Annotated in this window: 23 protein-coding genes; 8 read left to right on the forward strand and 15 right to left on the reverse strand. The window is 71.6% G+C overall.

Annotated features, from left to right (window positions below):
* Nucleotides 1–222 precede the first annotated feature (222 nt).
* Entirely contained in the window at nt 223–1932 is a 1710-nt protein-coding gene (locus ABD256_RS05140; protein WP_344413961.1) for an AMP-binding protein, read from the reverse strand.
* Nucleotides 1933–2173: 241 nt separating this feature from the next.
* Here ABD256_RS05140 and ABD256_RS05145 point away from each other — a divergent pair, with 241 nt between their 5' ends.
* Nucleotides 2174–3076, forward strand: a complete 903-nt coding sequence (locus ABD256_RS05145; RefSeq protein ID WP_344413963.1) for an alpha/beta fold hydrolase — start codon at nt 2174–2176, stop codon at nt 3074–3076.
* On the opposite strand, the gene ABD256_RS05150 is transcribed toward ABD256_RS05145, so the two are convergent.
* Genes ABD256_RS05150 through ABD256_RS05165 form a run of 4 tightly spaced genes read right to left on the reverse strand, consistent with a single transcriptional unit; the run spans nt 3060 to nt 8552 of the window.
* A complete protein-coding gene (locus ABD256_RS05150) occupies nt 3060–4460 on the reverse strand; it encodes an aminobutyraldehyde dehydrogenase (RefSeq protein WP_425546379.1) in 1401 nt (466 codons plus the stop codon). The genes ABD256_RS05145 and ABD256_RS05150 overlap by 17 nt on opposite strands.
* The gene (locus tag ABD256_RS05155) at nt 4460–6118 is read right to left on the reverse strand and encodes a thiamine pyrophosphate-binding protein (RefSeq protein ID WP_344413965.1); all 1659 of its coding nucleotides are present in this window, start codon (nt 6116–6118) and stop codon (nt 4460–4462) included. Before ABD256_RS05155 ends, ABD256_RS05150 begins: the two co-directional genes overlap by 1 nt.
* The gene (gene speB, locus ABD256_RS05160; RefSeq protein ID WP_344413967.1) at nt 6115–7086 is read right to left on the reverse strand and encodes an agmatinase; all 972 of its coding nucleotides are present in this window, start codon (nt 7084–7086) and stop codon (nt 6115–6117) included. The genes ABD256_RS05155 and speB overlap by 4 nt, the downstream gene beginning before the upstream one ends.
* A gap of 20 nt (nt 7087–7106) precedes the next feature.
* Complete coding sequence (locus tag ABD256_RS05165; protein WP_344413969.1) at nt 7107–8552, reverse strand: sodium:solute symporter family protein; 1446 nt, start codon at nt 8550–8552, stop codon at nt 7107–7109.
* Between the two features lie 112 nt (nt 8553–8664).
* Between ABD256_RS05165 and ABD256_RS05170 the strand changes: the two genes are divergently transcribed.
* From ABD256_RS05170 to ABD256_RS05185, 4 genes are read left to right on the forward strand one after another with little or no spacing between them, the layout of a single operon-like run.
* A complete protein-coding gene (locus ABD256_RS05170; protein ID WP_344413971.1) occupies nt 8665–10209 on the forward strand; it encodes a PucR family transcriptional regulator in 1545 nt (514 codons plus the stop codon).
* 55 nt (nt 10210–10264) lie between these two features.
* Complete coding sequence (locus tag ABD256_RS05175; protein WP_215545517.1) at nt 10265–10942, forward strand: response regulator transcription factor; 678 nt, start codon at nt 10265–10267, stop codon at nt 10940–10942.
* A complete protein-coding gene (locus ABD256_RS05180; protein ID WP_344413975.1) occupies nt 10939–12087 on the forward strand; it encodes a sensor histidine kinase in 1149 nt (382 codons plus the stop codon). Before ABD256_RS05175 ends, ABD256_RS05180 begins: the two co-directional genes overlap by 4 nt.
* Before the next feature lie 27 nt (nt 12088–12114).
* Nucleotides 12115–12939, forward strand: coding sequence for an aldo/keto reductase (locus tag ABD256_RS05185; RefSeq protein WP_344413977.1), 825 nt, complete (start codon nt 12115–12117; stop codon nt 12937–12939).
* Between the two features lie 70 nt (nt 12940–13009).
* On the opposite strand, the gene ABD256_RS05190 is transcribed toward ABD256_RS05185, so the two are convergent.
* The 6 genes from ABD256_RS05190 to ABD256_RS05215 all read right to left on the reverse strand — a co-directional run bounded on the left by ABD256_RS05190 (nt 13010) and on the right by ABD256_RS05215 (nt 20131).
* On the reverse strand, nt 13010–15118 hold the full coding sequence (locus ABD256_RS05190) for a 3-hydroxyacyl-CoA dehydrogenase NAD-binding domain-containing protein (protein ID WP_344413979.1): 2109 nt from the start codon (nt 15116–15118) through the stop codon (nt 13010–13012).
* The gene (locus tag ABD256_RS05195) at nt 15115–16305 is read right to left on the reverse strand and encodes a thiolase family protein (protein WP_344414211.1); all 1191 of its coding nucleotides are present in this window, start codon (nt 16303–16305) and stop codon (nt 15115–15117) included. Before ABD256_RS05195 ends, ABD256_RS05190 begins: the two co-directional genes overlap by 4 nt.
* Before the next feature lie 186 nt (nt 16306–16491).
* A complete protein-coding gene (locus ABD256_RS05200) occupies nt 16492–17733 on the reverse strand; it encodes an HRDC domain-containing protein (protein ID WP_344413981.1) in 1242 nt (413 codons plus the stop codon).
* A gap of 68 nt (nt 17734–17801) precedes the next feature.
* On the reverse strand, nt 17802–18518 hold the full coding sequence (locus ABD256_RS05205; protein WP_040406084.1) for a response regulator: 717 nt from the start codon (nt 18516–18518) through the stop codon (nt 17802–17804).
* A gap of 316 nt (nt 18519–18834) precedes the next feature.
* Nucleotides 18835–19482 carry a type 1 glutamine amidotransferase family protein gene (locus ABD256_RS05210; RefSeq protein WP_344413985.1) on the reverse strand — a complete coding sequence of 216 codons (648 nt, stop codon included), beginning with the start codon at nt 19480–19482 and terminating at the stop codon, nt 18835–18837.
* 85 nt (nt 19483–19567) lie between these two features.
* Nucleotides 19568–20131, reverse strand: a complete 564-nt coding sequence (locus ABD256_RS05215; protein ID WP_344413987.1) for a DUF3000 domain-containing protein — start codon at nt 20129–20131, stop codon at nt 19568–19570.
* 88 nt (nt 20132–20219) lie between these two features.
* On the opposite strand from ABD256_RS05215, the gene hemE reads away from it, so the two are divergent.
* Genes hemE through hemQ form a run of 3 tightly spaced genes read left to right on the forward strand, consistent with a single transcriptional unit; the run spans nt 20220 to nt 23468 of the window.
* On the forward strand, nt 20220–21335 hold the full coding sequence (gene hemE / locus ABD256_RS05220) for a uroporphyrinogen decarboxylase (protein WP_344413989.1): 1116 nt from the start codon (nt 20220–20222) through the stop codon (nt 21333–21335).
* Nucleotides 21332–22747, forward strand: a complete 1416-nt coding sequence (gene hemG / locus ABD256_RS05225) for a protoporphyrinogen oxidase (protein WP_344413991.1) — start codon at nt 21332–21334, stop codon at nt 22745–22747. The genes hemE and hemG overlap by 4 nt, the downstream gene beginning before the upstream one ends.
* A 28-nt stretch (nt 22748–22775) precedes the next feature.
* On the forward strand, nt 22776–23468 hold the full coding sequence (hemQ, locus tag ABD256_RS05230) for a hydrogen peroxide-dependent heme synthase (protein WP_344413993.1): 693 nt from the start codon (nt 22776–22778) through the stop codon (nt 23466–23468).
* A gap of 21 nt (nt 23469–23489) precedes the next feature.
* On the opposite strand, the gene ABD256_RS05235 is transcribed toward hemQ, so the two are convergent.
* The 4 genes from ABD256_RS05235 to msrB all read right to left on the reverse strand — a co-directional run bounded on the left by ABD256_RS05235 (nt 23490) and on the right by msrB (nt 26153).
* Nucleotides 23490–23825: an SCO6045 C-terminal-like domain-containing protein gene (locus ABD256_RS05235; RefSeq protein ID WP_344413995.1), complete on the reverse strand. Its 336-nt coding sequence runs from the start codon at nt 23823–23825 to the stop codon at nt 23490–23492.
* Nucleotides 23822–24646 carry an MbnB/TglH/ChrH family RiPP precursor modification enzyme gene (locus tag ABD256_RS05240; protein WP_344413998.1) on the reverse strand — a complete coding sequence of 275 codons (825 nt, stop codon included), beginning with the start codon at nt 24644–24646 and terminating at the stop codon, nt 23822–23824. The genes ABD256_RS05235 and ABD256_RS05240 overlap by 4 nt, the downstream gene beginning before the upstream one ends.
* A complete protein-coding gene (locus ABD256_RS05245) occupies nt 24639–25640 on the reverse strand; it encodes a TIGR04222 domain-containing membrane protein (RefSeq protein ID WP_344414000.1) in 1002 nt (333 codons plus the stop codon). The genes ABD256_RS05240 and ABD256_RS05245 overlap by 8 nt, the downstream gene beginning before the upstream one ends.
* A 90-nt stretch (nt 25641–25730) precedes the next feature.
* Nucleotides 25731–26153 (reverse strand): peptide-methionine (R)-S-oxide reductase MsrB, encoded by a 423-nt coding sequence (msrB, locus tag ABD256_RS05250; protein WP_344414002.1) that lies wholly within the window; start codon nt 26151–26153, stop codon nt 25731–25733.
* Nucleotides 26154–26164 lie beyond the last annotated feature (11 nt).

Raw genomic sequence — 26164 nt, forward strand, 5'->3', positions numbered from 1 at the left:
GCTCTCCGGTGAAGAACAGCACGAACGCGCCACCGTCCGAACCCGCAGGCGCCGCCGCCACCGCCAGCCGGTACGGCAGTGAAGGTGGCCATCTTGTCCGTTCCGTGGGGAACTGTCGCCGGTGACCAACGACGCGACCCGCACCGAGGAGCGGCGGTTTCACTCGGCGCGCCGAAGGCGTGCCTGAAACGTGCTCACCGAACAGGTGCGCGTTTCCGAAGGTCACCCGCCGGAGGCGAGTCGCTGATAAGCGCGCCACCGGTTCGTGCCGGAAGCCGACGGGCGGGCGCGGAGTTCGCGGTAGAGGATCTTCCCGGCAGGGTTGCGCGGCAGGTTGTCCACGATGACGATGTCCCGTGGCACCGAGAACTGCGCGAGGTTCGCGGCCACCCAGGTGCGGACTTCCTCCGGCGAGATCTCGGAGCCGGGTTCCGGGACGACGTAGGCGCACAGCCGCTGCCCGTCGTGGTCGTCCGGGACGCCCACGACGGCGGCTTCGGCGATGTCGTCCCTGGCGCACAGCAGGTTTTCCACCTCGATCGGGTAGGTCTTCTCGCCGCCGGTCACCACGACGTCCTCTTCCCGGCCGGAGACGAACAGCCTGCCGTGGGTGTCGAGGTAGCCGAGGTCGCCGCTGTAGAGGGCACCGTCGCGGAATTCGTTTTCCTCGCCACGGCGGGTGTAGCCGTCGAAGAGCATTTCGTTGCCGACGAAGATCCGGCCGATCTGGCCCGGCGCGCTCGGTTTGCCCGCCGCGTCGAGGATCGCGACCCTGGTGCCGCGCGGTGGCGTGCCCGCGGTGTTCTCGTCCTCGGCGAGGTCCTGCGGCGTCGCGACGGTCGCCCAGGACAGCTCCGCGGAGCCGTAGATGTTGTACAGCACCGGCCCGAACGCTTCGGTGAACCGCGGCACGAGCTTGCCCGGCAACGCGGAACCGCCCGCGAGCGCGATCCGCAGCGAGCCGGTGTCGATCCGCTCCCGGTCGGCGGCCGGGACTTCGGTGAGCCGGCGCAGCATGATCGGCGATCCGACCACGGTGGCGCAGCCGTGCCGCCCGATCGCCGCGACGGTGCGCGCCGCGTCGAACTCGCGGTGCAGCACGACGGTGTCGCCGAGCATCATGGCGAGCTGCAGCAGCGAGAAGCCGAGCACGTGGAAGAACGGCGACGCCAGCATCATCGTGGTACCGGCGCGCAGCGGGAGCAGGTGCAGCAGTTCGGCGATCGGGGCGAGGCCGGTCGGATCCGGGCGCACCACGCCCTTCGGGATTCCGGTGGTGCCGGAGGTGAGCAGGATCGTCCGCCCGCCGCGCGCGGGTGCGGGCAGCGGCGCCGCCGGTGACCGGCGGATCAGGGAGTCGAGCGTCCGCGGCCGCGGCACGCCGGTGTCCGGCGCCTCGTACCCGGTCGGCCGGTGCAGCACGGTGGGCAGCGAGCGCGGGAACTGGTCGAGCACGTGCAGCAGATCGTCGTCCACCACCACGATGTCGATGCGCTGTTCTTCGACGACAGCGCGCATCTGCTTTTCCGCCAGCCCGGTGTTGAGCACGACGAGATCGGCGCCGAGCTTTCCGGCGGCGAGGCAGGTTTGCACCGCGGCGCGGTGGTTCTTGGCGAGCAGCCCGATCTTGAGCAGGCCGTGCGCGGGGCAGATGCGGCGGAGCCCGTTGGCGAGCCTGGTCGACGACTCGTCGAGCTGCTGGTACGTCATCGTGCCGAAATCGTCGATCACGGCGGGTCTGGCCGGATGGCGGACGGCCTCCGCGCCCACCGCGAAGGTGACCGTCAGCCCGAATTTCCGGTACAGGTCACGGATCCGCAGGAGCTTCGCCGGGCTCATCGGCTTCACCAGCCCGTTGGTGACGAGCACCGACATGCCCAGCGGGGAGGCACCGATCTTGCCCACCGCCGCACCACGTTTCGAACCGCTCATGCGCATGGGGCCTCCAAGCGTTCCACCCCGCCGTGGAAGAGTGAAAGCGATGTTCGCACGTTGGACATCTCGCGGCAATTATCGCCGCGATCTCCGGCGCCGGAACCCCGAACTTGTCACACCCCTTCGACGAATCGCGTTCGCGAACCACGCGACCGTGAGCGACTTCGGAATCCTTCACCGGACCTGTACGGCGTATAGTTGCCGATGATACCGTTCTGTACGTCATATAGGGGGAAACGTGACGAAGCTGTTCGGAGCGGGTGCGGGGCGCGTGATCGCGGTCGAGGAGTTCGGCGATCCCGGTGGCGTGCCGTGGCTGTACTTCCACGGCACGAATTCCGCGGGCGCGGAGGGCCGCCTCTTCGACGGCGCCGCCCGCTATCGCGGAGTCCGGGTGCTCGCCGCGGACCGGCCGGGGATCGGCGGGTCCACACCCGGCCCCGGGCACGACATCCTGGACTGGGCGCGGGATGTGACGGCGGTGGCGGACGCCCTCGGCCTCGACGGTTTCGTCGTCGGTGGCTGGTCCTCCGGCGCGGCGCACGCGATGGCGTGCGCGTACGCGTTGCCGCGGCGGGTTCGCGGCGGCGTGCTCGTCAACACCGCCACGCCCGAGGGTGCTCCCGGACCGGATCGCCGGCAGCGCGCCATCGCCGGACTGGCTCGCCGCATGCCATGGCTGGTGCGCCGCGTGGTCGCCCCGCTCATGACGAAGGCGTTGTCGCGTCCGGAACGCGTGCGTGATCCGGCGGCGCGCGCACGGATCCTGCGCTACTTCCCGGCCGTCGACCGGCCGCTCCTCGCCGAGTTATGGTCCACAGTGGATGGCCAGGAGACCTTCATGGCGATGGCGCGCGAAGCCGCCCGCCAGGGTTCGGCCGCCACCGCGAGGGATCTCCTGGTGCTGTGGGGCCGTCAGGGGTGGGGTTTCACCCCGTCGGAGATTTCGGTGCCACTGCGCCTGTTCACCGGCGAACGCGACTCCTCGCGCCAGTTCGCCGAAGCGCTGGCCGATATCGCGCCCGACGCGTCCGTGCACCTGTTTCCCGGCGGGCACCACGGTTTTCTCGCCGGGCAGGCCCAGCGCGAAATCTGCGACGCCGTGGTGACCGCGTGGGAGTGCCCTAGAACGCCGTCATGACGTGCTTCACGCGCGTGTACTCGGCGAAGGCGTACCCGGACAGGTCCTTTCCGTGCCCGGAGTGGCCGAAACCGCCGTGCGGCATCTCGGCGACCAGCGGCCCGTGCGTGTTCACCCAGACGCAGCCGAAGTCGAGCAGCCCGGACACCCTGACCGCGCGCGAGTGGTCCTTCGTCCACACCGAGGACGCGAGCCCGTACGACACCCCGTTGGCGAGCGAAAGCGCCTCGTCCTCGTCGGCGAAGGACTGGACGGTGAGCACCGGCCCGAAGATCTCCTCCTGCACGATCTCGTCACCTGGCCGCAGCCCGGAAACCACGGTGGGAGCGAAGTAGAATCCGCTGCTCCCGCCAGGCGTGCCGCCGGTTTCGACGCGGGCGTGCGCGGGGAGCCGGTCGATCAGCCCGCGCACCCGGTCGAACTGGGCCGCGCTGTTCAGCGGGCCGAAGTCCGTGCCCGGCACGGTCGCGGCCGCGGTCGCGGTCAGCGCGGCGACGAACTCGTCGTGCACCGACTCGTGCACCAGCACCCTGCTGCCCGCGGTGCAGTCCTGACCGGCGTTGTAGAAGGCGGCGCCGACGATGCCCTCCGCGGTGGCGGCGAGGTCGGCGTCGGGGAACACCAGCAGCGGCGCGTTGCCGCCGAGTTCGAGGTGGGTGCGCTTGAGATCGGCGGCGGCCACCGTCGCCACATCGATCCCGGCCCTGGTCGAGCCGGTGATGGAGACGAGGTCGGTGACCGGGTGCCGCACCAGCGCCCTGCCGGTTTCGCGGTCGCCGCACAGCACGTTGAACACGCCATCGGGGAGGAACTCCGCGGCCACTTCGGCGAGCAGCACGGCCGTGCTCGGCGTGGTCTCGGCGGGTTTGAGCACCACGGTGTTGCCCGCCGCGAGCGCGGGGGCGATCTTCCACACGGCCATCATCAGCGGGTAGTTCCACGGCGCGATCTGCGCGCAGACGCCGATCGGTTCGCGGCGGATCACCGAGGTGTGGCCGGCCAGGTACTCCCCGGCGGCGGTGCCGTCGAGCTGACGTGCCGCGCCGGCGAAGAACCGAAGCGCGCTGACACTTTCCGGGATCTCCTCGTCGAGCACCACGCGCCGGATCTTGCCGGTTTCGGCGATCTCGGCGTCGGCGAACTCCCCGGCCCTGCGCTCCACCGCGTCGGCGATCCGCAGCAGCGCGAGCTGGCGCTCGGCGGGGGTGGTGCGCCGCCACACTCCGAACGCGCGAGCGGCCGCGGCCATCGCCGCGTCCACATCGGACTGTCCGGACAGCACGCTCGAACCGGTGACCTCTCCGGTCGCGGGGTCGACGAGGGGCAGCGTGCGGTCGCCCGCGGCGGGGACGAGCCCGCCGCCGACGAAGTTCCGTAAGGTCATCAGGACTCCGTGCGGTCGAGGTGGGTCGGGGCGAACATGCGGAGCAGGGCGGGCAGCACCACCACGTTCGGGCCGGGGGTGCGCAGCGCCTCGGCGAGATCGGCGCCGACGGTGTCCACACTGGACAGTTTCGCGGCCACCCCGAACGACTCGGCGAGCGCGACGAAATCGGGGCGGGCGAGCTCGGTGGCCGTCGACTGGCCGAACGCGCCGGTGAGGTACTCGCGCAGGATCCCGTAACCGCCGTCGTCGACGATCAGCCAGGTCACGTCGAGCCCGTGCTGCACCGCGGTGGCCAGCTCGGCGATCCCGTACATCGCGCCGCCGTCACCGGAAACGGCCAGCGCGCGCCTGCCGGTGGCGGCCGCGCCGAGCGCGCCGGGGAACCCGTAGCCGAGCCCGCCCGCGCCCTGCGAGGTGTGGATCGGCGCGCCGTCGGCGTTCCAGGCCGACCATGCCCAATAGCCGAGGATCGTCATGTCCCAGAACGACGGGGTGCCCTCGGGCACCGCGGCGCGGACGTCGGCGAGCACCTGCCGTTCCCGGTCGAGCGGCTGCGCGTCGAGCCTGGCGCGCACCTTCTTCAGCAACTCCGCGACGGCGGCTTCCGCGCGCCCGTCGGGTTCGCGCGCGGGCACGAGCGGGAGCAGCGCCTCCAGCGTCGCCCCGACGTCGGCGTGGATCCCGAGCGCGGCGTAGTTGGACTCGATCTTGCCCGCGTCGGCTTCGACCTGGATCATCCGGCCGCGCGGGGCGAACTCGCGGTAGTTGCTCGACAGCTCGCCGAGCCCGGAACCCAGTACCAGCAGCACATCGGAGCCGGCGAGCAGTTCGGTGGAATGCCAGTCCTCCGCCCACGACTGGCCGGACAGCGGGTGGTCCCATGCGAACGCGCCCTTGCCGCCGAACGTGGACAGCACCGGCGCGCGCAGGGCTTCGGCCAGCGTGCGCAGCGGCTCGCGGGCACCCGACCGGACCGCGCCGCCCCCGGCCAGGATGACCGGGTTCTCCGCGGCGGCAAGGAGTTCCGCCGCCGCGGCGACCAGTTCCGGCAACGGCGCCTTCGCCGGGGGAGCGGCCGCCGCGGAGGTGATCGGCGGCAGGCTCACCGGTTCGAGCAGCACGTCCTGCGGGATCTCCACCCACACCGGCCCGTACGGCGCGGTCGCCGCGGATTCCCACGCCTCCCGCAGCGCCGTCGGGATCTGGCTCGCGGTCCGCACGGTGTGCACCGACTTCACCACGCCGCGGAAACTCGCCTGCTGGTCGGGCAGCTCGTGCAGGTACCCGTGCCGCCCGCCACCGAGCCCGGCCACCGGGATCTGGCTGGAAATCCCCAGCACCGGCACCGAACTCGCCTTCGCCTCCTGCAGCGACGCCAGTGTCAGCAGCGCGCCGGGGCCGGTCGAGACGATCATGGGGGTGACCGGCACCGGGCCGGACGGGTCCGCGTCCAGCCGCGCGCGGGCGTGCCCGTCGGCGGCGAACGCGAGGTTGTTCTCCACCCGCGCGCCGATCACCGCGAGGTCGGGAGCGCGCCGCAGCGCCTCGAACAACCCGAGCGCGTGCTGGCCCGGCAGGCCGAACACGGTTTCGGCGCCGAGCGCGCGCAACGTCTCGACGACGACGTCGCCGCCGATCCGGTCTTCTCCGCTCACCGTTCCGTCCCCTGGTTCTCGTTCTTCCGCAGGCTCAGCAGGCTCACCAGGTCGTACGCCACGTGCGAGGCCGCGATCGCGGTGATCTCCGCGTGATCGTATGCCGGGGCCAGCTCGACCACATCCGCGCCGATCAGGTTGCAGCCCCGCAGCCCGCGCAGGATCTCCAGCAGCTCCCTGCTGGTCATGCCGCCCGCCTCCGGGGTGCCGGTGCCCGGCGCGTGCGCGGGATCGAGCACGTCGATGTCGACGGAGACGTACAGCGGCCGGTCGCCGATGCGCTGGCGCAGCGCGTCGACGGTTTCGCCGACGCCGCGGCGCAGGACGTCGCCGGAGGTGACGATCCCGAAGCCGAGCCTGCGGTCCTCTTCGAGGTCCCGCTTGCCGTACAGCGGCCCGCGCGTGCCGACGTGCGAGAGCGCGCTGGTGTCGAGGAGCCCTTCCTCGGACGCGCGCCGGAACGGGGTGCCGTGCGTGTACGGCTCGCCGAAGTAGGTGTCCCAGGTGTCCAGGTGCGCGTCGAAGTGCAGCAGTGCCACCGGGCCGTGCTTCTTCGCGGCCGCCCGCAGCAGCGGCAGCGCGATCGTGTGGTCGCCGCCGACCGTCACCAGGCTCGTCCCGCCGGCGGTGAGCGCTTCGGCCCCGTGCTGCAGGGTTTCGATCGCTTCGCCGATGTTGAACGGGTTGAGCGCGATGTCGCCCGCGTCGACCACCTGCGCGGTCGCGAACGGGGAGACGTCGAGGTCCGGGTGGTACGGCCGCAGCAGACGGCTCGCCTCGCGCACCGACGCCGGTCCGAACCGGGCGCCCGGTCGGTAGGACACGCCCGAGTCGAACGGGACGCCGACCACGGCCACATCCGCCCGCTCGACCTGGTCCGCCCTCGGCAGGCGGGCGAAGGTCGCGAAACCGGCGAACCGGGGGACCTTCGACGAGTCGGCGGGCCCGATCGGGGTCTGACTGCTCACTTGCTGCTCCTTACCGTTCTTCAGGAAACGTTGTTCTCGAGCGCGGGAGCGGGTTCGCCGCTCAGGCGCGCGGTCCAGGTGCCGAGCACCTCCGGCGGCGTCCGCTTCGTCACGAGGCTCACGGCCACGTAGGCGACGAGGCTCGCGCCGAGCCCGAAGTAGATCGGTTCGTTGGCGTCCAGCCCGGCGGTGATCATCGAGACGATCACGACGACCGACCCGGTGCTCATCGACGCGAGCGCGCCGGCCCGCGTGCCGCGCTTCCAGAACAGCGCGCCGAGGATCGCGACGAGCAGGCCGCCGACGAGGATGTTGTAGGCGACGGTGAGCGCGGCGACGACGTCGGTGACGATCATCGCGATGCCGATCGACAGCAGGCCCAGCGCGAGCGTGGTCCACCGGTTGCGGCGGAGTTCGGCGTCGTCGCTCGCGGTCCGGCCCCGGCGCAGCTTCGCGAGCAGGTCGCTGGTGCTGACCGTCGAGCAGGCGATGAGCGCGCCGCTGGCGGTCGACATCATCGCGGACAGCGCGGCGGCGAGCACGAGCCCGCGGACGCCCGCGGGCAGCAGGTTCTCGACGATCGTGGCGAACGCGTCCTGCGCGCTCGCCAGCGATGGGTAGAGCGCCTTCGCCGCGGTGCCGATCAACGCGCCCGCGATGCCGTACACCAGGCAGTAGACGCCGGAAAGCACGCCGCCGCCGGTGGCCACCGCCGGTGTGCGCGCGGTGAACACGCGCTGCCAGATGTCCTGCCCGATGAGCAGGCCGAAGCCGTAGACCAGCACGTAGGTGAAGATCGTTTCGCCGCCGATGCCGGTGAAGTCGAAGAACGTCGCGTCGAGCCGCGCGCGGAGCCCGTCGAAGCCGCCTGCCGCGCTGATCGACACCGGCAGCAGGACGAACAGGATCCCGATCGTCTTGATCACGAACTGCGCGATATCGGTCAGCGTGATCGACCACATGCCGCCGAGCACCGAGTACAGCACCACGATCGCGCCGCCGATCCCGATCCCCGCGATCGACGGGACGTCGAAGAGCACCTTGAAGATCGTCGCGAAGGCGAGCGTCGAGGTGACCGTGAGCATCAGCGTGTAGGCCCACATCACCACGCCCGAGATCGCCGACGTCGAACCGCCGTAGCGCAGGTCGAGCATCTCGCCGACGGTGTAGACGCGCAGCTTCACCAGCCGCCTCGCGAACAGCGCGTGCAGCAGGAGGATCCCGATGCCGATGGTGAGCACCAGCCAGGCGCCGGAGATGCCGTGGGTGTAGCCGAGCTTGACCCCGCCGACCGTGGACGCGCCGCCGAGCACGACGGCCGACATGGTGCCCGAGTACATGAACCAGCCGAGCCGCCGCCCGGCGACCAGGTAGTCGGACTTCGTCTTCGCCAGGCGGAGCCCGAACCAGCCGATGCCGATCATGCCCGCGATGTAGAGCGCGATCACCGCATAGTCACCGGCCACGGTGTCCTCCTCAGGGAGCGCTTGGGGAGTGCTGTTCGGGACACCGTAGGGACCGGGCGGGTGCACCGCACCGTGGATAGATCGTCCCAGTTTGACCTAGACTTGAGATGAAATGACCTCGCTCATCGATTCTCACGACACCGAGGCGCAGGTTCCGCTACGCGTGGTCGTCGACAACCCCGGCCTCGCGCTCGAGGTGGTCCGCGAGAGCCTGCGCGCCGGCGCGCTCGAACTGCCCGTCCGCTGGGCGCACGTCAGCGAGCTGCGCGACCCCGGGCCGTACCTCGTCGGCCAGGAGCTGCTGCTCACCGCGGGCGTCAACCTGCCAGCCGAACCCGATGAGCTCGACCGGTACGTCCGCGGCCTGCGCGCGGCAGGCATCACCGCGCTCGGGTTCGGGGTCACCCCGCCGATGCGGGAAGCGCTGCCGGAGGACCTCCGCGCCGCCTGCGTCCGGCACGGGCTGCCCCTGCTCGTGGTCTGGCCGCGCACGCCGTTCCTGGCCATCAGCAAGGCCGTCGCGGTCGCGCTCGCCACCGCCGGGAAGCGCGAACAGCGCCGCGTCGCCGAAGCCCGCGAAGCGCTGACCAAGGCGGCGGGGGAGGGCACCGCCGCCTTGGCCGGCAGCCTGTCCGCCCGCGTCGGCGGCTGGGTGGCGCTCGTCGGCGACGGCGCGGAGCCCGCCGTCCAGCACGGGGCGCCGCGGCCGCTGCCCGGCGGGGTCGTCGAGCTGTTCGGCACGCTGCGGGCGGGCACCGGCATCCGCAGTGCCACCACCGAACTCGCCGACGGCACGGTCGTGCTGGCGCAACCGGTTTACCCGCAGGCCACCGCGTCGCAGCTGCTCGCGGTCGGCAGGCGGCGCCGCTTCGACGGCGCCGACCGCGCGATCGTCGCGGTCGGCGCGGCGCTGCTCGGCCTCGCGAGCAGGGCGGGCTCGGACACCGCGGGGCTCGGCGGCGGACTCACCGCGCTCCTGCTCGGCACGGCACCACCGGGCACGGCGATCGCGGGACTGCTGCGCGGCGCCGAGTGGCGTGTCGTGGCGGGCACACCGCACCGGCGCGGTCCCGGCGCGGTCGAACGCGGCTACGACTGGCTGCGCACGCATCTCGGCACCCCGCTCGTCGAGGTGTCCGGCGCGCGGTTCATCGCGATCGTCGACGAGGAACCGGCGCTGGGACGGCTCGAACACCTTCGCGCGAACGGGTGGCTTACGGCCGTCGGCACCCCGCGCCCGGCGGGCGAACTGGGCGACGCCCACGCCGAGATCGAGGGAATCCTCGCCCGCGCGCGAGCGCTCGGCCGTCCGGTGGTCGCCGAACGGAAGACCGGCCTCGATGGCCTCGATGGCCTCGTCAGCCTCGTCAGCGCGGACGCCGCCGGGGACTTCGCGCGCCGTCTGCTGGCACCGGTGCTCGAACTCGATCGCGAGCGGGACGCCGATCTGGTCCGCACGCTGCGCACCTGGCTCGCCCAGCACGGGGGATGGGATCGCACGGCCGCCGCGCTCGGGGTGCACCGCAACAGCGTCCGGCACCGGATCGGGCTCGTGGAGCGCGCGCTCGGCGCCGATCTCGCCGACCCGGAAACCAGGATGGAGCTGTGGTTCGCGCTGCGCTGGCTGTCCACTCGCGACAGCCGTGACGCCAGGTGACACCGGCGGTGCGGTCACCTAACTGGTTCTCAGGATCGTGTGGCACCTTGGTGAAGTGCGGATTCTGGTAGTGGAAGACGAAGAACCCCTCGCCGAGGCGATCGCGCGCGGACTGCGCCGCGAGGGGATGGCCGTCGACGTCGCCCTCAACGGCGACGACGGCCACGAGAAGGCGACGGTCACCCGGTACGACGTGGTGCTGCTCGACCGGGACCTGCCCGGGATGCCCGGCGACGAGCTGTGCAAGGAGATCGTCGCCTCCGGCGAGCTGACCAGGGTGCTCATGCTCACCGCGAGCGGCACCGTGTCCGATCGCGTGGAGGGCCTTTCCCTCGGCGCGGACGACTACCTCGCGAAGCCGTTCGCGTTCCCGGAACTCGTCGCCAGGGTGCGCGCGCTCGGCCGCAGGGCGACCCCGGCCGCGCCGCCGCTGCTCGTCGCCGGTGACGTCGAACTGGACCCGGCGAAGCGCACCGTGCGGCGCGAAAGCGGCCCGGTCGAGCTGACCCGCAAGGAGTTCGGCGTGCTCGAAGTCCTGCTGTCGGCGAGCGGATCGGTGGTCAGCAGCGAGGAACTGCTCGAACGCGTGTGGGACGAGAACGCCGACCCGTTCACCACGACCGTGCGGGTCACCGTGATGACCCTGCGGAAGAAGCTCGGCGAGCCCGGCATCATCGAAACCGTGGTGGGCTCGGGATACCGCGTTCCCGGCTCTGGTACGAAAGCCGGGTGAACCTTCGCGAGCTTTCGGCGGGCCTGGTGGGCGCGCGCAGCCTGCGTGCCCGCATCACCCTCCTCGCGACCGGTCTCGCCGCCGCGGTCAGCCTCGTGCTGCTGTGGCTGGCGTGGACCCTCGTCGGCGACTCGGTCGCGGCCGTCCCGCAGATGCCGCCCAACACCACGGTGCGCGTCGACGGCATCGACGTCGACGCCTCCGAGCTCGCCGCGCACCTGCGCGAGCACGCCAGGGACAAGGTGCTGCTGGCCGGGTCGATCGCGTTCTGCTGCGTGGTGGTGGCCACCGCGATCCTCGCCTGGACGTTCACCTCGCGCGTGCTGCGGCCGCTGCGGGAGATCACCGGCACCGCGAGGCGGCTCTCGATCGAATCGATGGGTGCCAGGATCGGCGAGCTCGATTCGAAGGACGAGCTGGCCGAGCTGGCCGCCACCTTCGACGCCATGCTCGACCGGCTGCAGGCCGCGTTCGACGCGCAGCGGCACTTCGTCGCGAACGCGAGCCACGAGCTGCGCACGCCGTTGTCGGTGATCAGGACCGAACTCGACGTCACACTGTCCGATGAGGACGCCGACGAGGCCGAGCTGCGCCGGATGGCCGGGGTGGTGCGCGACGCCACGGAGCGCGCCGAGCAGCTCGTCGGCTCCCTGCTGCTGCTGGCGCGCACCGACGGCGCCGGGCTGGTGGTCGCCGAGCACGTCGACCTCGCCGCCGTGGTGGACAGCGCGTGGCGCGCCGCGCGCGGGGAGGCCGAACGGCGACGGCTGCGCAGCGAGTTCGCCACCGCGCCCGCGTTCGCGATCGGCGATCCCGCGTTGCTCGAACGCGTCGCCGGGAACCTGCTCGAAAACGCGGTGCGTCACAACGTCGACGGCGGCTGGATCGAGGTGACGACGCAGGCAGGGCAGGACGGTGCGGTACTGGTCGTGCGGTCCTCCGGCGGGCTCGTCGACCCGGCCGTGGTGCCCGAGCTGTTCGAACCGTTCCGGCGGGCGGGCGTGGCCAGGACGGCGCGTTCCGGCGCGGGGCTCGGGTTGTCGATCGTGCGCGCCGCGGTGCAGGCGCACGGCGGTTCGGTCACCGCGGAGCCGGTGGTCGGCGGCGGGTTGCGGGTGATCGTGCGGTTCCCCGCCGTGCCGTGAGGGCGGGCCGGGGTTAGGTTCGAGGGCATGGTCCCCGTGCGGAAGCTGAACAACGAAGTCGAAATGCCCGTACTCGGGTTCGGGGTGTACAAGATCCCGGACGACGAGGTCGAACGCGCGGTGCGCACCGCGTTCGAAGCGGGATACCGCAGTATCGACACGGCGACGCTGTACGCGAACGAACGCGGCGTCGGCGCGGCCGTGCGCGCGAGCGGGCTGCCCCGCGAAGAGGTCTTCGTGACGACGAAGCTGTGGAACACCGAGCACGGCCACGACCGCGCGCTGAAGGCGTTCGACACCAGCTTGGCGGAGCTGGGGCTCGACTACGTCGACCTGTACCTGATCCACTGGCCGCTGCCCGCGCGGGACCGCTACGTCGAAACCTGGCGGGCACTGGAAAAGATCCTCGGCGACGGGCGCGCCCGCGCGATCGGGGTGTCGAACTTCCAGCCCCCGCACCTGCGCAGGCTGATCGACGAGACCGGGGTCGTGCCCGCGGTGAACCAGATCGAGCTGCACCCGCTCCTGCAACAGGCGGAGCTGCGCGGGTTCCACGACGAGCACGGGATCGTGACCGAGGCGTGGAGCCCGCTGGCCCGCGGCGGCGATCTGCTCGGCGAGCAGGTGATCACCACGGTCGCGCGCAAGCACGGCAGGACACCGGCGCAGGTCGTGCTGCGCTGGCAGATCGAGATGGGCCACGTGGTGATCCCGAAGTCGGTGACCGCGGAACGGATCGAGGAGAACATCGCGCTCTTCGACTTCGAACTGGACTCGTCCGATATCGCGGGCATCGCCACGCTGGAGTCGGGGACACGGCTCGGCCCGGATCCCGACCGCCTCGGTTCCTGAGTCCGGCCAGCACGAAGACGCCCACCGCCGGTGCGGCGGTGGGCGTCTTGTCTACTGTGGACCGATCGGGTCAGCGCGCGGGAACCGAAGCGATTCCCGGGGCGAGGAACGGCTTGCCGTTGACCTTTTCGGACACTCCGGAACGGTCGAGGTACGGCGTGATGCCGCCCAGCCAGAACGGCCAGCCCGCGCCGAGCAGCAGGCACAGGTCGATGTCCTGCGCCTCGGCGACCACGCCCTCGTCGAGCATGATCCGGATCTCCTCGGCGATCGCGGCCAGCGCGCGGTCCCTGACCTGCTCCGCCGTGGACGGCCGGTCGCCCTGCTGCCACAGCTCGGCGACCTCGGGATCGACGCTCTGGTTGCCCTTGTCGTCCCACTGCCAGACGGCGGTCTTCTTCGCTTCGACGAACCGGCGCAGGTTCTCGCTGACCGAGAACCGGTCAGGGAACGAGCCGTGCAGGGTCTCGCCGACGTGCAGCGCGATCGCCGGGCCGACGAGCTGCATCAGCGTCATCGGCGACATCGGCAGCCCGAGCGGGTCGAGCGAGGCGTCGGCGACCTCGAACGGGGTGCCCTCGTCCACCGCGACCAGTACCTCGCCGACGAAGCGCAGCAGCAGCCGGTTCACCACGAACGCGGTCTCGTCCTTCACCAGCACGCTGGACTTCTTCAGCTGCTTGCCGAGGGAGAACGCGGTGGCGAGCGTTTCGTCGTCGGTCCTGTCCGCGCGGACGATCTCCAGCAGCGGCATCACCGCGACCGGGTTGAAGAAGTGGAAGCCGACGACCCGCTCGGGGTGTTCGAGCTTCGAGGCCATCGCGCTGATCGACAGCGACGAGGTGTTGGTGGCGAGGATCGCGTCGGGCCGGACGTACTGCTCCAGTTCGCCGAACACCTGCTGCTTGACGCCGAGCTCCTCGAACACGGCCTCGATCACGAAGTCGGCGTCGGCGAACGCGGCCTTGTCCAGCGAGCCGGAAACCAGTGCCTTCAACCGGTTCGCGCTGTCGGGGGAGGTGCGCCCCTTCGCCAGCAGCTTGTCGATCTCATCGTGCACATAGGACACACCCTTGTCGACACGGGCCTGGTCAACGTCGGTGAGCACCACCGGCACCTTGAGCCTGCGCACGAACAGCAGCGCCATCTGGCTGGCCATCAGGCCGGCGCCGACGATGCCGATCTTGCCCACCTTGCGCGCGAGCGACTTGTCCGGCGCGCCGGCCGGGCGCTTCGCGCGCTTGTTGACGAGGTTGAACGAGTAGAGCCCCGCGCGCAGGGTGTCGGTCATCAGCAGCCCGGCGAGCGCCTCGGTCTCCGCCGCGTAGCCGCGGTCGAGATCGTTCGCCCTGGCCAGCTCCAGCAGTTCGACCGCCTTCACCGCGCCGGGCGACGCGCCCTTCGTCCGTCCATCCACAATGGACTTGGCGCGCGCGATCGCGGCATCCCAGCCCGCGCCGCGGTCGATTTCCTTGCGCTGCGGGGTGATCTCGCCGCGCAGCACCTTCGCGAGCCACAGCAGCGACTGTTCGAGGTAGTCGGCCGAGCCGAGCACCTCGTCGACGATGCCGAGTTCGGCGGCCTTCGCCACGCTGAGCATCTTGTTCTGGTTGAGCGCGTTCTCGATGATCACGGTCACCGCGGCGTCCGGCCCGATCAGGTTCGGCAGCAGCTGCGTGCCGCCCCAGCCGGGGAAGAGACCGAGGAACACCTCGGGGAACGACACCGCCGCCGTGTTCTCCGACAGCGTCCGGTAGTGGCACGACAGCGCCAGTTCGAGCCCGCCGCCCATCACCGCGCCGTTGACGAAGGCGAAGGTCGGGATCTCGGACTCGGTGAAGCGGCGGAACACGTCGTGCCCGCTCTGCGCGATCTGGGTGGCCAGTTCCGGGTCGGAGACCTGCTCCACGCCGGACAGGTCCGCGCCGACGGCGAAGATGAACGGCTTGCCGGTGACCGCGATGGCGGCGGGCTTCGCCGCGACCGCCTCGTCGAAGGCGGCGTTGAGGCTCACCAGGCTCTGCGGCCCGAACGTCGACGGCCGCGTGTGGTCGTGGCCGTTGTCGATCGTGATGAGCGCGACCTGGCCGTCGAGGCCGGGCACCGATACGAGCCTGGTGGCCGCCCTCGTCACGACCTCGTCGGGGAAGGCCTGCTCGGCCTGTTCCTCGGTGATCACTTTCCACCCTCCCAAGCCGGGTTCTCCCAGATGACCGTGCCGCCCATGCCGATCCCGATGCACATGGTGGTGATGCCGTAGCGCACCTCGGGGTGCTCGGCGAACTGCCGCGAAAGCTGGGTCATCAGCCGCACGCCGGACGACGCCAGCGGGTGCCCGCACGCGATCGCGCCACCCCACGGGTTCACGCGCTCGTCGTCCTCGGCGATCCCGAAGTGGTCGAGGAAGGCGAGCACCTGGACGGCGAACGCCTCGTTGACCTCGAACAGCCCGATGTCCGAAATGGACAGACCGGTGCGGGCGAGCACCTTCTCGGTGGCTGGCACCGGGCCGATGCCCATCACCTCGGGCTCGACCCCGGCGAACGAGTAGCCGACCAGCCGCATGGCGACCGGGAGGCCCAGCTCGCGCGCGGTGTCTTCGTCGGCGAGGATGGCGCCGGTCGCGCCGTCGTTGAGGCCTGCCGCGTTGCCCGCGGTGACCCTGCCGTGCGGGCGGAACGGCGTCTTGAGCCCGGCGAGCTGCTCGACCGTGGTGCCCGGCCGCGGCGGCTCGTCCTCGGTGGCCAGGCCCCAGCCCAGCTCGGCGTGGCGGGTGGCCACCGGCACCAGCTCCGGCCCGATCCTGCCCGCCTTGACCGCGTCGGCGAAGCGCTCCTGGCTGCGCGCGGCGTAGGCGTCGGTGCGCCGTTTGGTGATCTCGGGGAACCGGTCGTGCACGTTCTCCGCGGTCTGGCCCATCACCAGCGCGGTCGGGTCGACCAGCTTGTCGGCGACGATGCGGGGGTTGGGGTCGACGCCCTCGCCCATCGGGTGGCGGCCCATGTGCTCGACGCCGCCCGCGATCGCGATGTCGTAGGCGCCGAAGCCGATCCCGCTCGCGGTCGTCGTCACCGCGGTCATCGCGCCGGCGCACATCCGGTCGATGGCGAAGCCCGGTACCGACTTGGGCAGCCCGGCGAGCAGCGCGGCGGTGCGGCCGATGGTCAGGCCCTGGTCGCCGATCTGCGTGGTGGCGGCGACGGCCACCTCGTCGACGCGCTCCGGCGGCAGCTCGGGGTGCCGGCGCAGCAGCTCCCTGATCACCTTGACGACCAGGTCGTCCGCGCGGGTCTGGGCGTAGATGCCCTTCTCGCCTGCCTTGCCGAACGGGGTGCGCACCCCCTCGACGAAGGCCACATTGCGCACTGCGCGTGCTGACACGGGTGCTCCTCTGCGTATGAGATCTGCGGGTACGGCGAACCGGTTGACGGATCGCCGACCACCGCACCCTAGCCCTGGTTACCCGTCGGTAACCAGGGTGGTGGCCCCGTCGGGTGGGGCAAACCACACGAGCTGGTGAGGGCGTGCCGCCGGCACGGGACCGGGCGCGGCTCAGGACGCGGTGGCCTGCAACGCCTTGCTCAGCGCGGGCACGGTCAGCTCGCGCTGCCACCGGCGGGCCCCGCCCGCGCGCAACGCCTCGGTGACACCGTCCTCGTCGCGGTCGGCGGGCGGTTTCCAGCAGGTCCGCCGCACCAGGTCCGGCAGCAGCAGGTTCTCGACGGGCAGCTTCAGCTCGGCCGCGATGCCGTTCAGCGCCGCACGGGCGGCGGCGAGGCGAGCCGCGGCGTCGGGGTCCTTGTCCGCCCACCGGTTCGCCGGCGGCGGGCCGTCGTTCTGCTGCGCCGCGCTCGGCAGGGCGTCCTTCGGCAGCGCGCGCGCCTCCTGGAGGTACCGCAGCCAGCTCGCGGTGTACCGGCGCTGCACCCTGCCGCCGAACACCGGCAGGGCCTGCAGGTCCGCGACGGTCTTCGGCTCGGCGAGCACGGCGTTGACGATGGCCGCGTCGGGCAGCACCCTGCTCGGCGCGCGGTCGCGTTTGCGGGCGAGTTCGTCGCGCGCTTCCCACAGCGCGCGCACCCCGGCCAGCCCGCGTGCGGTGCGCACCTTGTGGATGCCCGAGGTCCGGCGCCACGGTTCGGCGCGCGGCGGGGCGGGGGGTGCGGTCCGGACGGCTTCGAACTCCTCGCGGGCCCAGTCGAGCTTGCCCTGCGTCTCGAGTTCGGCTTCGAGCTTCTCGCGGAGCTCGACCAGCAGTTCGACGTCGAGCGCGGCGTAGTTCAGCCAGTCCACCGGCAGCGGCCGCTTCGACCAGTCCGCCGCGCTGTGCCCCTTTTCGAGCCGGTAGCCGAGCAGCTTCTCGACGAGCGTGCCCAGTGCGACCCGCTCGTGCCCGGCGAGGCGTCCCGCGAGCTCGGTGTCGAACAGGCTCGCCGGATGCAGCTCCAGCTCGGCGAGGCAGGGCAGGTCCTGTGATGCGGCGTGCAGCACCCAGTCGGCGCCGTTGATGGCGTCCGCGAGCGGGGTGAGCTCGCCTTCGAGGGGGATCGGGTCGACCAGGAAGGTGCCCGCGCCCTCGCGTTTGAGCTGCACGAGGTAGGCCTTCGGCCAGTACCGGTACCCGGAGGCCCGTTCGGTGTCGACGGCGATGGCGCCCGTCCCGCCCGCGATCAGCTCGACGGCGCGCGCCAGCGCCACGGGGTCGGCGACCACCGGCGGTGTGCCGGTTGCCGGCTCCCGCAGCAGGATCGGTGCGGGTGGTTCGCCTTGTCCGTGCTCTTCCGCTGTCGACACAGCTGACGACCCTACGGGACGGGCGCACCGCGCCTGGTCCGCCCGTCCCACCGGGTCGTTCCGTTCCGTCAGCGGATCACGCCTGCGCGCATCGCCAACGCCACCATCTGCGCCCTGTCGCCGGTGCCGAGCTTGCGCCCGATCCGGGAAAGATGCGACTTGACGGTGAGTGCGGAGAGGCTGAGCTCCTCGCCGATCTCCTTGTTGGACTGGCCGTCGGCCACGAGTTGCAGCACCTCGACCTCGCGCGCGGAAAGCTCGCGCGGGGTGTTGTCGGTGCCGGCGACTCTGGTGCCGGTGGCCAGTACCGGTGCCACGCTGGGATCGGCGTACACGCCGCCCTCGAGCACCCTGCGAACCCCGTCGGTGACAACCACCGGCGAAGCGGACTTGAGCAGGTATGCCTGAGCACCGGCCTGGAACGCCGACCGCACCGCGTACGGGTCGTCGGACGAAGCGAGCACCACGACACGGGGCCAGCCGTGGCTACGGAGTTCCGTAACCAGCTCTATGCCACTGCCATCGGGCAGGCCGAGGTCGAGAATCGCGAGGTCACACGGCCCAGTGGCCGTGGCCCTCGCTCGAGCCTCCGCCACCGTGGCGGCCTCGTGAACGGTGCCCGCACCCATCTGTGCGAGTCGAGCGGCAATCGCCTCCCTTAAAAGCGGGTGGTCATCGACCACCAGCACGGAAAAAAGTTCTTCCCGCGGATGCGGAACCATGCTGGCCGGCAAAGCGCCGGCTGGCGTGGATCTGACGGCCTGAGATAAGCCGACGGCAGCCACGTCACTACCTCCCTGGAGTCGGTCGTGCCCCCCGACCGGCACCGGGACTTTCGGCCAATCAGCCGCGCCAGCTTTAGACCGAAAGTGGTGTCGTCGAAGGCACTCTAGCCGCCCGAGAGGGTCTGCGGGGGGATCGAACGGGTATCTCTCTTGATCGAGTAGTTACGTTCCGGTGTCGAAGTCACACGATCGGGCTAGTACACGGCCGGTGGCTAACATCCCGCCGAACAAGCGCGATGAACAAGGGTTGGCACTCGCTGACGGCGCGTGCAGATGAGCCGTGCAAACGCGTGAGCCCAGTTCGCGAGACGTCCGGCTAGTGTGCCGTGACCGGTTGCGGAAGCGAACTCATCAGCTCGAAATAGGCCGATTCCTGTTGTTCGGCGTTCAATCGGTACCAGGCGTCGAGCGCCGTCGCGGAGAACACCCCGAGGCGCTCCAGCACCGCCTTCGCGAAGTGCAGCGGTGCCACGCCGCTGGCCGTGATCAGGTCACCGTCGGTGACCGCGGGCGTGCCCCGAAAGTGATCTTCACCCTCGTAGCCCGGGCAGACGGCCTGCAGGGCGCCCAGGTTGTTGCTGGTGTGCGGACGCTCGTTGAGCACTCCGGCATTTGCCAGCGCCATCGTCGCGCCGCAGACCGCGGCGACCGGTACGCGCGCCTCGAGCAGTTCGACCGCCTTGGCCAGTACCGGGTCGTGCACGGGGTCGAGCCAGGTGTCCCCGCCGGGCAGGATCAGCACCCCGGCGTCCTCGGCGGTGATCCGGTCGACGGTGGTGTCCGGGACGAGGCGGAGGCCGCCCTTGGTGGTGACCTGGTCGAGGCTCAGCCCCGCGGTCCTGACCGGCATCCTGGCACCGGCTTCGGCGAAGTACCGGCCGCTGTCGAGCTCGGCGGTCAGGTACCCGATCTCCCAGTCGGCGAGCGTATCGGTGACGTACAGGTAGGCGTAGGACGTGGCCATGGGGCGCTCCTCCCGGTTCGGTTGGAGCGGACACTACGGCCGGGGACCGACAAAATCCCCGCTCAGCGGTGCCGGGCGAGCGGCCTCAGGAACTCTGCCGGTGCTCGAACAGGGTCACGCCGACCGGCGGCAGGCCCGCCATGCTGGCCATCATCTGGCAGAACGCCTCGCCGTGGGAGTGCAGTTCGGCGTCGGTGGGCGTCCAGGAGGCCCGTAGTTCGAGGTCGTCGGTCCTCGGCGGGCCGGAGATGTCACCGAAGCGGGCGGACGAGGTCTCGGTGACCGTGCCGCCCAGCGCGGTCAGGTTCGCGCCCGCGCCCTCGAGCGCGTCGGTCAGCCACGACCAGCCCACCGCCGGCAGGAACGGGTCGCTGGCGAGCTCGCGGTCCAGTTCGGCACGGGCGTAGACGACCATGCGGAGCACGCCGTTCCAGTTCTCCTGGCCGTCGGGATCGTGCAGGAGCACCAGCCTGCCGGAGGCCAGCACGTCGGCGGGGCCGGTGGTCTCGCCGCTCAGCGCGTACGACCAGGGGGCGAGGCGCTGCGGCGCGCGGACGCTGTCGAGGGTCAGCTCCGGCCGGGGCCGGACGGTTTGCAGCGCCGCGACCGCTTCACGGAAGAGCTCGGGCGCATGCGTCATCGCGGTCACCGCTCGACTGTAAGGCGGGAAGGGCGCGGCGGTCGGGCAGACGCGCCGGGGAAACAGGCGGCAAAGCGGGCGTGGAATGATTGAACCGATGCCTACGACGCCAGCTTCACCCGCGCCCGGCCCGGCCGCCGCGCAGGTCGCCGCACCCGGCTCGAGCCCCGCTCGCCGAGTGCTGCCCGACGCCCCTTTCCTGGTCGCCGCGCGCGGTGGCACGCCGGCGAGGCTGCCGGTCTGGTTCATGCGCCAGGCCGGCCGGTCGCTGCCCGAGTACCGGGCGCTGCGCGAAGGCGTGGCGATGCTCGACTCGTGCTTCGACCCCGAGATGCTCGCCGAGATCACCCTGCAGCCGGTCCGCAGGCACGGGGTCGACGCCGCGATCCTGTTCAGCGACATCGTGGTCCCGCTGCGCGCGGCAGGCGTCGACATCGACATCGTGCCGGGCACCGGTCCCGTCGTCGCCTCGCCGATCCGCTCCGCCGCCGATGTCGCGGCGCTGCCCGAACTCGACCCGGCGCAGGTCGCCGCGGTCGCCGACGGCGTGCGCCTGCTCGTCGAGCGGCTCGGCACGACGCCGTTGATCGGGTTCGCGGGCGCGCCCTTCACCCTCGCCTCCTACCTGATCGAAGGCGGGCCCAGCCGCAACCACGAGCACACCAAGGCGCTCATGCACTCCGAGCCGCAGGTGTGGCACGAGCTCGCGGGCAAGCTCGCCGACGTCGCGCTGACCTTCCTGACCGCCCAGCTCGACGCCGGTGCCGACGCGATCCAGCTCTTCGACTCCTGGGCGGGCGCGCTCTCGCCGCGCGACTACCGCGAATTCGTGCTGCCGCATTCGGCGCGGGTCTTCGACGGGGTGGCCGCCTACGGCGTGCCGCGGATCCACTTCGGCGTCGGGACAGGGGAACTGCTCACCTCGATGCGCGACGCCGGGCCCGATGTCGTCGGCGTCGACTGGCGCGTGCCGCTCGACGAGGCCGTCCGCAGGCTGTCCCCGTCGGAGAAGCCGGTGGTGGTGCAGGGCAACCTCGACCCGGCGCTGCTGCTGGGGTCGTGGCCGGTCGTCGAGGCCGAGGTGCGGCGCATCGCCGAAGAGGGCAGGGCCGCCGCGGGGCACGTGTTCAACCTCGGCCACGGCGTGCTTCCCGGCACCGACCCGGACGTGCTGACCAGGGTGGTCGAACTGATTCACCAGATCCAGCCATGACCAGTGTCGCGGTCGTCGGCGGTGGGATCTCCGGGCTCACCGCCGCCTACCGGCTGCGCGCCGGGCTCGGCGACCGCGCGGAGATCACGGTCGTCGAGTCGTCGCCGTGGCTCGGCGGCAAGCTCCGCACGATCGACCTGGCGGGCCGCGCCTACGACGTGGGCGCGGAAGCCTTCCTCGCCCGCAGGCCCGAGGCGATGGACCTGGTGGCGGAGATCGGCCTCGGCGACCGGCTGACCCATCCGACCGGCGCTCGCGCCACGGTGCTCGCCGGCGGGCACGCGACCGGGTTGCCCGCCGGGACGGTGCTGGGCGTGCCCACCTCGGCCGAGGCGGTCAAGGGGGTGCTCTCGCCGGAGGCGGTGAACCTCGTCGCGGCCGAAGCGGAGCTCCCGCCCGTCGAACTGGGCGAGCACGACGTCGACCTCGGCGCCCTGCTGCGACGGCGGTTCGGCGACGAGCTGGTCGACCGGCTCGTCGACCCGTTGCTCGGCGGCGTGTACGCGGGCGGTGCCGACGGTCTCGGCCTGCGCGCCACGATGCCGGGGCTGGCGAAGGCGATTGACGGGGGAGCGAGCTCGCTCACCGAGGCCGCCGCGTCGATCATGCCGCCGTCCCCGAGCGGCGCCCCCGTCTTCGGAACGCTCACAGGCGGCCTCGGCACCGTCATCACGAGGCTCGCGGAGTTGTCGCGCGCCCGGATCAGGCTCGGCGTCCCGGCCCGTGCGCTCCGGCGGACGGCGACCGGGTGGCGGCTGGAACTCGGCGCCGCCGCGCAGGCGCACGCGCCGGAGCAGTCGGTGCTCGACGTCGACGCGGTCGTGCTCGCGGTGCCCGCACCGGCGGCGAGGCGGCTGCTCGCCGACGCCGTGCCCGCCGCGGCGGAGGCGTTCGCCGGGATCGAGCTGGCGTCGATGGCCGTGGTCGCGATGGCGTTCCCGCGCGGGACCGAGTTGCCGGCTGCGTCCGGGCTGCTGATCGGGTCGGGGGAGCGCGCCCCGTCGGGCACCCCGCTGACCGCGAAGGCGTTCACCTTCTCGGCCAGGAAATGGGGCCACCACGGCGAAAAGGACGGCCCGGTGCTGCTGCGGGGGTCCGTCGGCCGGTTCGGTGAGACGGCGTCGCTGCAGGTCGACGACGACGAGCTGGCCGATCTCGTCCGGCGCGATCTGGCCGAGACGACGGGGCTGGCCACCACGCCGATCGAGGTCGCGGTGACGCGGTGGGGTGGCGGCCTCCCGCAGTACTCCGTCGGGCACGGCGACCGGGTGGCCCGCATCGAACGCGCGGTCGCCGAGGCGGGCGGGCTCGCGGTCACCGGCGCCGCGCTGCACGGGGTCGGCATCCCGGCCTGCATCGCGACCGCGTCCGCCGCGGCGAGGAGCGTCACGGCGGGGATGCCGACCGAGTAGGCCAAACAAGGTTGGCATACTGGGTGCCATGGCGCGCCTGAACTACAACGAGCTCAACGACACCATCCGCTACACCGCGTGGTCGGTGTTCCGCGTCGAGCCGGGCAGGCTGCCGGACGACCGCGGCCCCGCCGCGCGCGAGACCACCGAGTACCTCGACGCGCTCGAAGGCAAGGGCGTGCTCGTGCGCGGGGTGTACGACGTGGCGGGTCTGCGCGCCGACGCCGACTACATGATCTGGTGGCACGCCGAGGAGATCGAGCAGGTGCAGGCCGCCTACACCGGGTTCCGCCGCACCCCGCTGGGCAAGGTGTCGACGCCGGTGTGGAGCCAGGTCGCGCTGCACCGGCCTGCCGAGTTCAACAAGAGCCACGTGCCCGCCTTCCTCGCCGGGGAAGAGGCGCGCAAGTACATCTGCGTCTACCCGTTCGTGCGCTCCTACGAGTGGTACCTGCTGCCCGACGACGAGCGCCGCAAGATGCTCGCCGACCACGGCAAGGAAGCGCGGGACTACCCGGACGTGCGCGCCAACACGGTGGCGTCGTTCGCGCTGGGCGACTACGAGTGGATCCTCGCGTTCGAAGCCGACGAGCTGCACCGCATCGTCGACCTGATGCGCCACCTGCGCGGTACCGAGGCGCGCTTGCACGTCCGTGAGGAAACCCCGTTCTACACCGGTACCAGGGTGCCGCCGTCGGAGCTGATCACCAATCTCCCCTGAAGTCCATAGTGGACTCCGGAGTCAGCGGCGGAACGGGTTCCACCGCCGCGGCTTCGGCAGTTCGCCGCGCTCGACGAGCCACGCGGCGAACGCGTCCGCGTCCTCGCGCGCCCTGGTGCCGGCGAACTTCGGCCGTTCGTCGGCGTAGGCGCCGAACAGCGCGGCGAACCGGTCGCCGAGTGCCTCGGGGAGATCGGGCCTGAGGTAGCCGACGACTCGCCTTCGCTTGGCGCGCAACAGCTTCCGCTCGACGTGCACGCGGTTCTCGTCGAACCCGGGCGGGGACGGCCCGCCTGCCAGCAGCGCGGTGAGCAGCTCCGCCTGCTGTCCGGCCAGCCGGTCCCGTCCGGTCGTCACGGCCGTGCCCCGGCGGCGAGCGCGGCCCGGATCGCGGCCAGTTCACCCGCCAGCTCGGTGTCGCTGGGGTAGTCGTCGTCGCGTTCCAGCAGCACACCGGGCGGCTCGGTCCGCGAGCGCAGCTCGGCGAGCAGTTCGAGCACCTCGGGCCGCACCGGGTGCGCGTGGGTGTCGTGGTAGACGCCGTCGCGGTCCACCCCGCCCGCGACGTGGACGTAGGCGATCTTCTCGAGCGGGATCTCGTCGAGGAACACCTCGGGATCGGTGCCGATGTTCCGCGCGTTCGCGTAGAGGTTCGCGACGTCGATGATCAGCCCGCAGCCGGTGCGCTCGGTGAGTTCGGCGAGGAACCGCGCCTCGGACAGCTCCGCGTCCGGCCATTCGAGCACGGCCGCGATGTTCTCCGCCGCGAACGGCACGCCGAGGATCGACTGGGTCAGCTTCACGTTGTCCACCAGCACGTCCAGCGCCTCGCGGGTGCGGGGGAGCGGGATGAGGTGCCCCGCGTCGAGCCCGCCCGCGCGGACGAAGCACACGTGATCGCTGGCGAGCGGCGCGTCGAGCGCGTCGGCGACCGCGGCCAGGTGCTCGACGCGGGCGGTGTCGAGATCCTCCGCGCCGCCCAGCGACAGGGAAACCGCGTGCGGCAGCACCGGAAGTCCCCGGTCCTTCAACGAAAGCAGCGACGTGGGCAGGTGCTCCACGTGGAGGTTCTCGGCGACGACCTCCACCCAGTCGACGCCGGGCAGCCGCGAGATCGACAGGTCGATCTCGGGCCGCCAGCCGATCCCAACCCCGAGCGCGCCGAACGGGTCAGCCACCGCAGCCGCCGCCCCCACCGCCGCACCCGCCGCCCCCACCGCCGCACCCGCCGCCACCGCCGCAGGACGAACCGCCGCCGCACGAAGAGCCGCCACCGCACGAAGAGCCGCCGCCCCCCGACCAGAAGCCGCTGGAGCCACCGCCCCAGTCACCACCGCCGCCCACGCCGCCCGCCTGCGACAGCATCGCCTCGCTGACCTCGTCGTCGGGGTACATCATGAGCCCGCCCAGCGCGACCGCGCCGACCGCGCCCGCGAACAGGCCCGCTCCGGCAAGCCCGCCCACGGAGGAATGCCGCCCCGCCTGTCCGGCGGCGGTGTCGGCCGCCTCTTCGGCTTCGCGGTGGGCCTGCCTGGCGTCGGCAAGCACCCGCTCACCCGCCCTGCTGGTGAGGCCGGGACGCTCCCGCCGCATCAGGAAGCGGGTGAGGACCAGTGCGGCGACGGCGGCGACGAGCAGCCAGACCAGGTTACTGGTCGGGCGGCCCATCGAGCTCCCGTTGGCCACCCGCACGATTCCGAGCACGAGCACGAGCGCGTAGTACGCCAGCACCGCCCGCCACACCGTGCGGCGCTTCTCATCGGGGACGACGAGGCCTTGTCCGGCGACGGTGCGTTCGACAGCGCTCATCGCGCTGTCCACACGCATCCTCTGCCGGATCTGGCGCACGGTCCCGCCGGAGCCCGTCGCGTGCCGCACCACCGCGGCCTCGAAGGAGCCCGACGGCGTCTTGCCGGTGTCGGTGAGCCTGCCGGACGACGACACCCGCAGGCGCCCGCTGTCCACCAGCGCGGCGATCGCGGTGTCGGTGACCCGGTCCGGCCCGCCCGCGAGGTAGGCGAGGTGGTACACGTCGGGTACCGAGGACGGTTCGCCGCTGCCCGCGCGTTTGAGCGAGGCGACCCACAACGGCTTCACCACGATCGGCACCAGCAGCAGTACCGCGTAGAGCCCGAGGAATCCCGGGCCGGAAATACCCCACGGTTCGTCCATGATCGCTCCCCCAGTTCGGTTGAACCTGCGAGCGGTCAACCGTAGTGGGTCATGGCCGTGCGCGTGTGCGGAGTGACCGGTTCGAGACCGTCAGGCCTCCGGCACCAGCTTCAGCGAGATCGAGTTGATGCAGTAGCGCTGATCGGTCGGCGTGTCGTAGCCCTCGCCCTCGAACACGTGGCCGAGGTGGCTGTGGCACGAGCCGCACAGGACTTCGATGCGCTTCATGCCCATCGTGCGGTCTTCGCGCAGCAGCACCGCGTCGGAGTCGGCCGGGTCGTAGAACGACGGCCAGCCGCAGTGGCTTTCGAACTTGGTCGCGCTGCGGAAGAGCTCGGCGCCGCAGGCACGGCATTCGTACACGCCGACGGTCTCGGTGTCGGTGTACTCGCCGGTGAAGGGACGCTCGGTGGCGGCCTGGCGCAGCACCGCGTACTCCTCCGGCGCGAGCTCCTGCCGCCATTCCTGGTCCGACTTCACGACTCGGGGCGTCGCGCCGACAACAGGTTTCATGCCGGGTTTCA

The organism is Amycolatopsis minnesotensis (assembly GCF_039529815.1).
Lineage (GTDB): Bacteria > Actinomycetota > Actinomycetes > Mycobacteriales > Pseudonocardiaceae > Amycolatopsis > Amycolatopsis minnesotensis.

Bases quoted from the DNA above. Each gene is read 5' to 3' on its own strand.
- ABD256_RS05185 (WP_344413977.1), top strand. From the start codon at position 12,115: ATGGTCCCCGTGCGGAAGCTGAACAACGAAGTCGAAATGCCCGTACTC.
- msrB (WP_344414002.1), bottom strand. From the start codon at position 26,153: ATGAAACCTGTTGTCGGCGCGACGCCCCGAGTCGTGAAGTCGGACCAG.
- ABD256_RS05170 (WP_344413971.1), top strand. From the start codon at position 8,665: ATGACCTCGCTCATCGATTCTCACGACACCGAGGCGCAGGTTCCGCTA.
- ABD256_RS05150 (WP_425546379.1), bottom strand. From the start codon at position 4,460: ATGACCTTACGGAACTTCGTCGGCGGCGGGCTCGTCCCCGCCGCGGGC.
- ABD256_RS05140 (WP_344413961.1), bottom strand. From the start codon at position 1,932: ATGAGCGGTTCGAAACGTGGTGCGGCGGTGGGCAAGATCGGTGCCTCC.
- ABD256_RS05210 (WP_344413985.1), bottom strand. From the start codon at position 19,482: ATGGCCACGTCCTACGCCTACCTGTACGTCACCGATACGCTCGCCGAC.
- hemQ (WP_344413993.1), top strand. From the start codon at position 22,776: ATGGCGCGCCTGAACTACAACGAGCTCAACGACACCATCCGCTACACC.
- ABD256_RS05245 (WP_344414000.1), bottom strand. From the start codon at position 25,640: ATGGACGAACCGTGGGGTATTTCCGGCCCGGGATTCCTCGGGCTCTAC.
- hemE (WP_344413989.1), top strand. From the start codon at position 20,220: ATGCCTACGACGCCAGCTTCACCCGCGCCCGGCCCGGCCGCCGCGCAG.
- hemG (WP_344413991.1), top strand. From the start codon at position 21,332: ATGACCAGTGTCGCGGTCGTCGGCGGTGGGATCTCCGGGCTCACCGCC.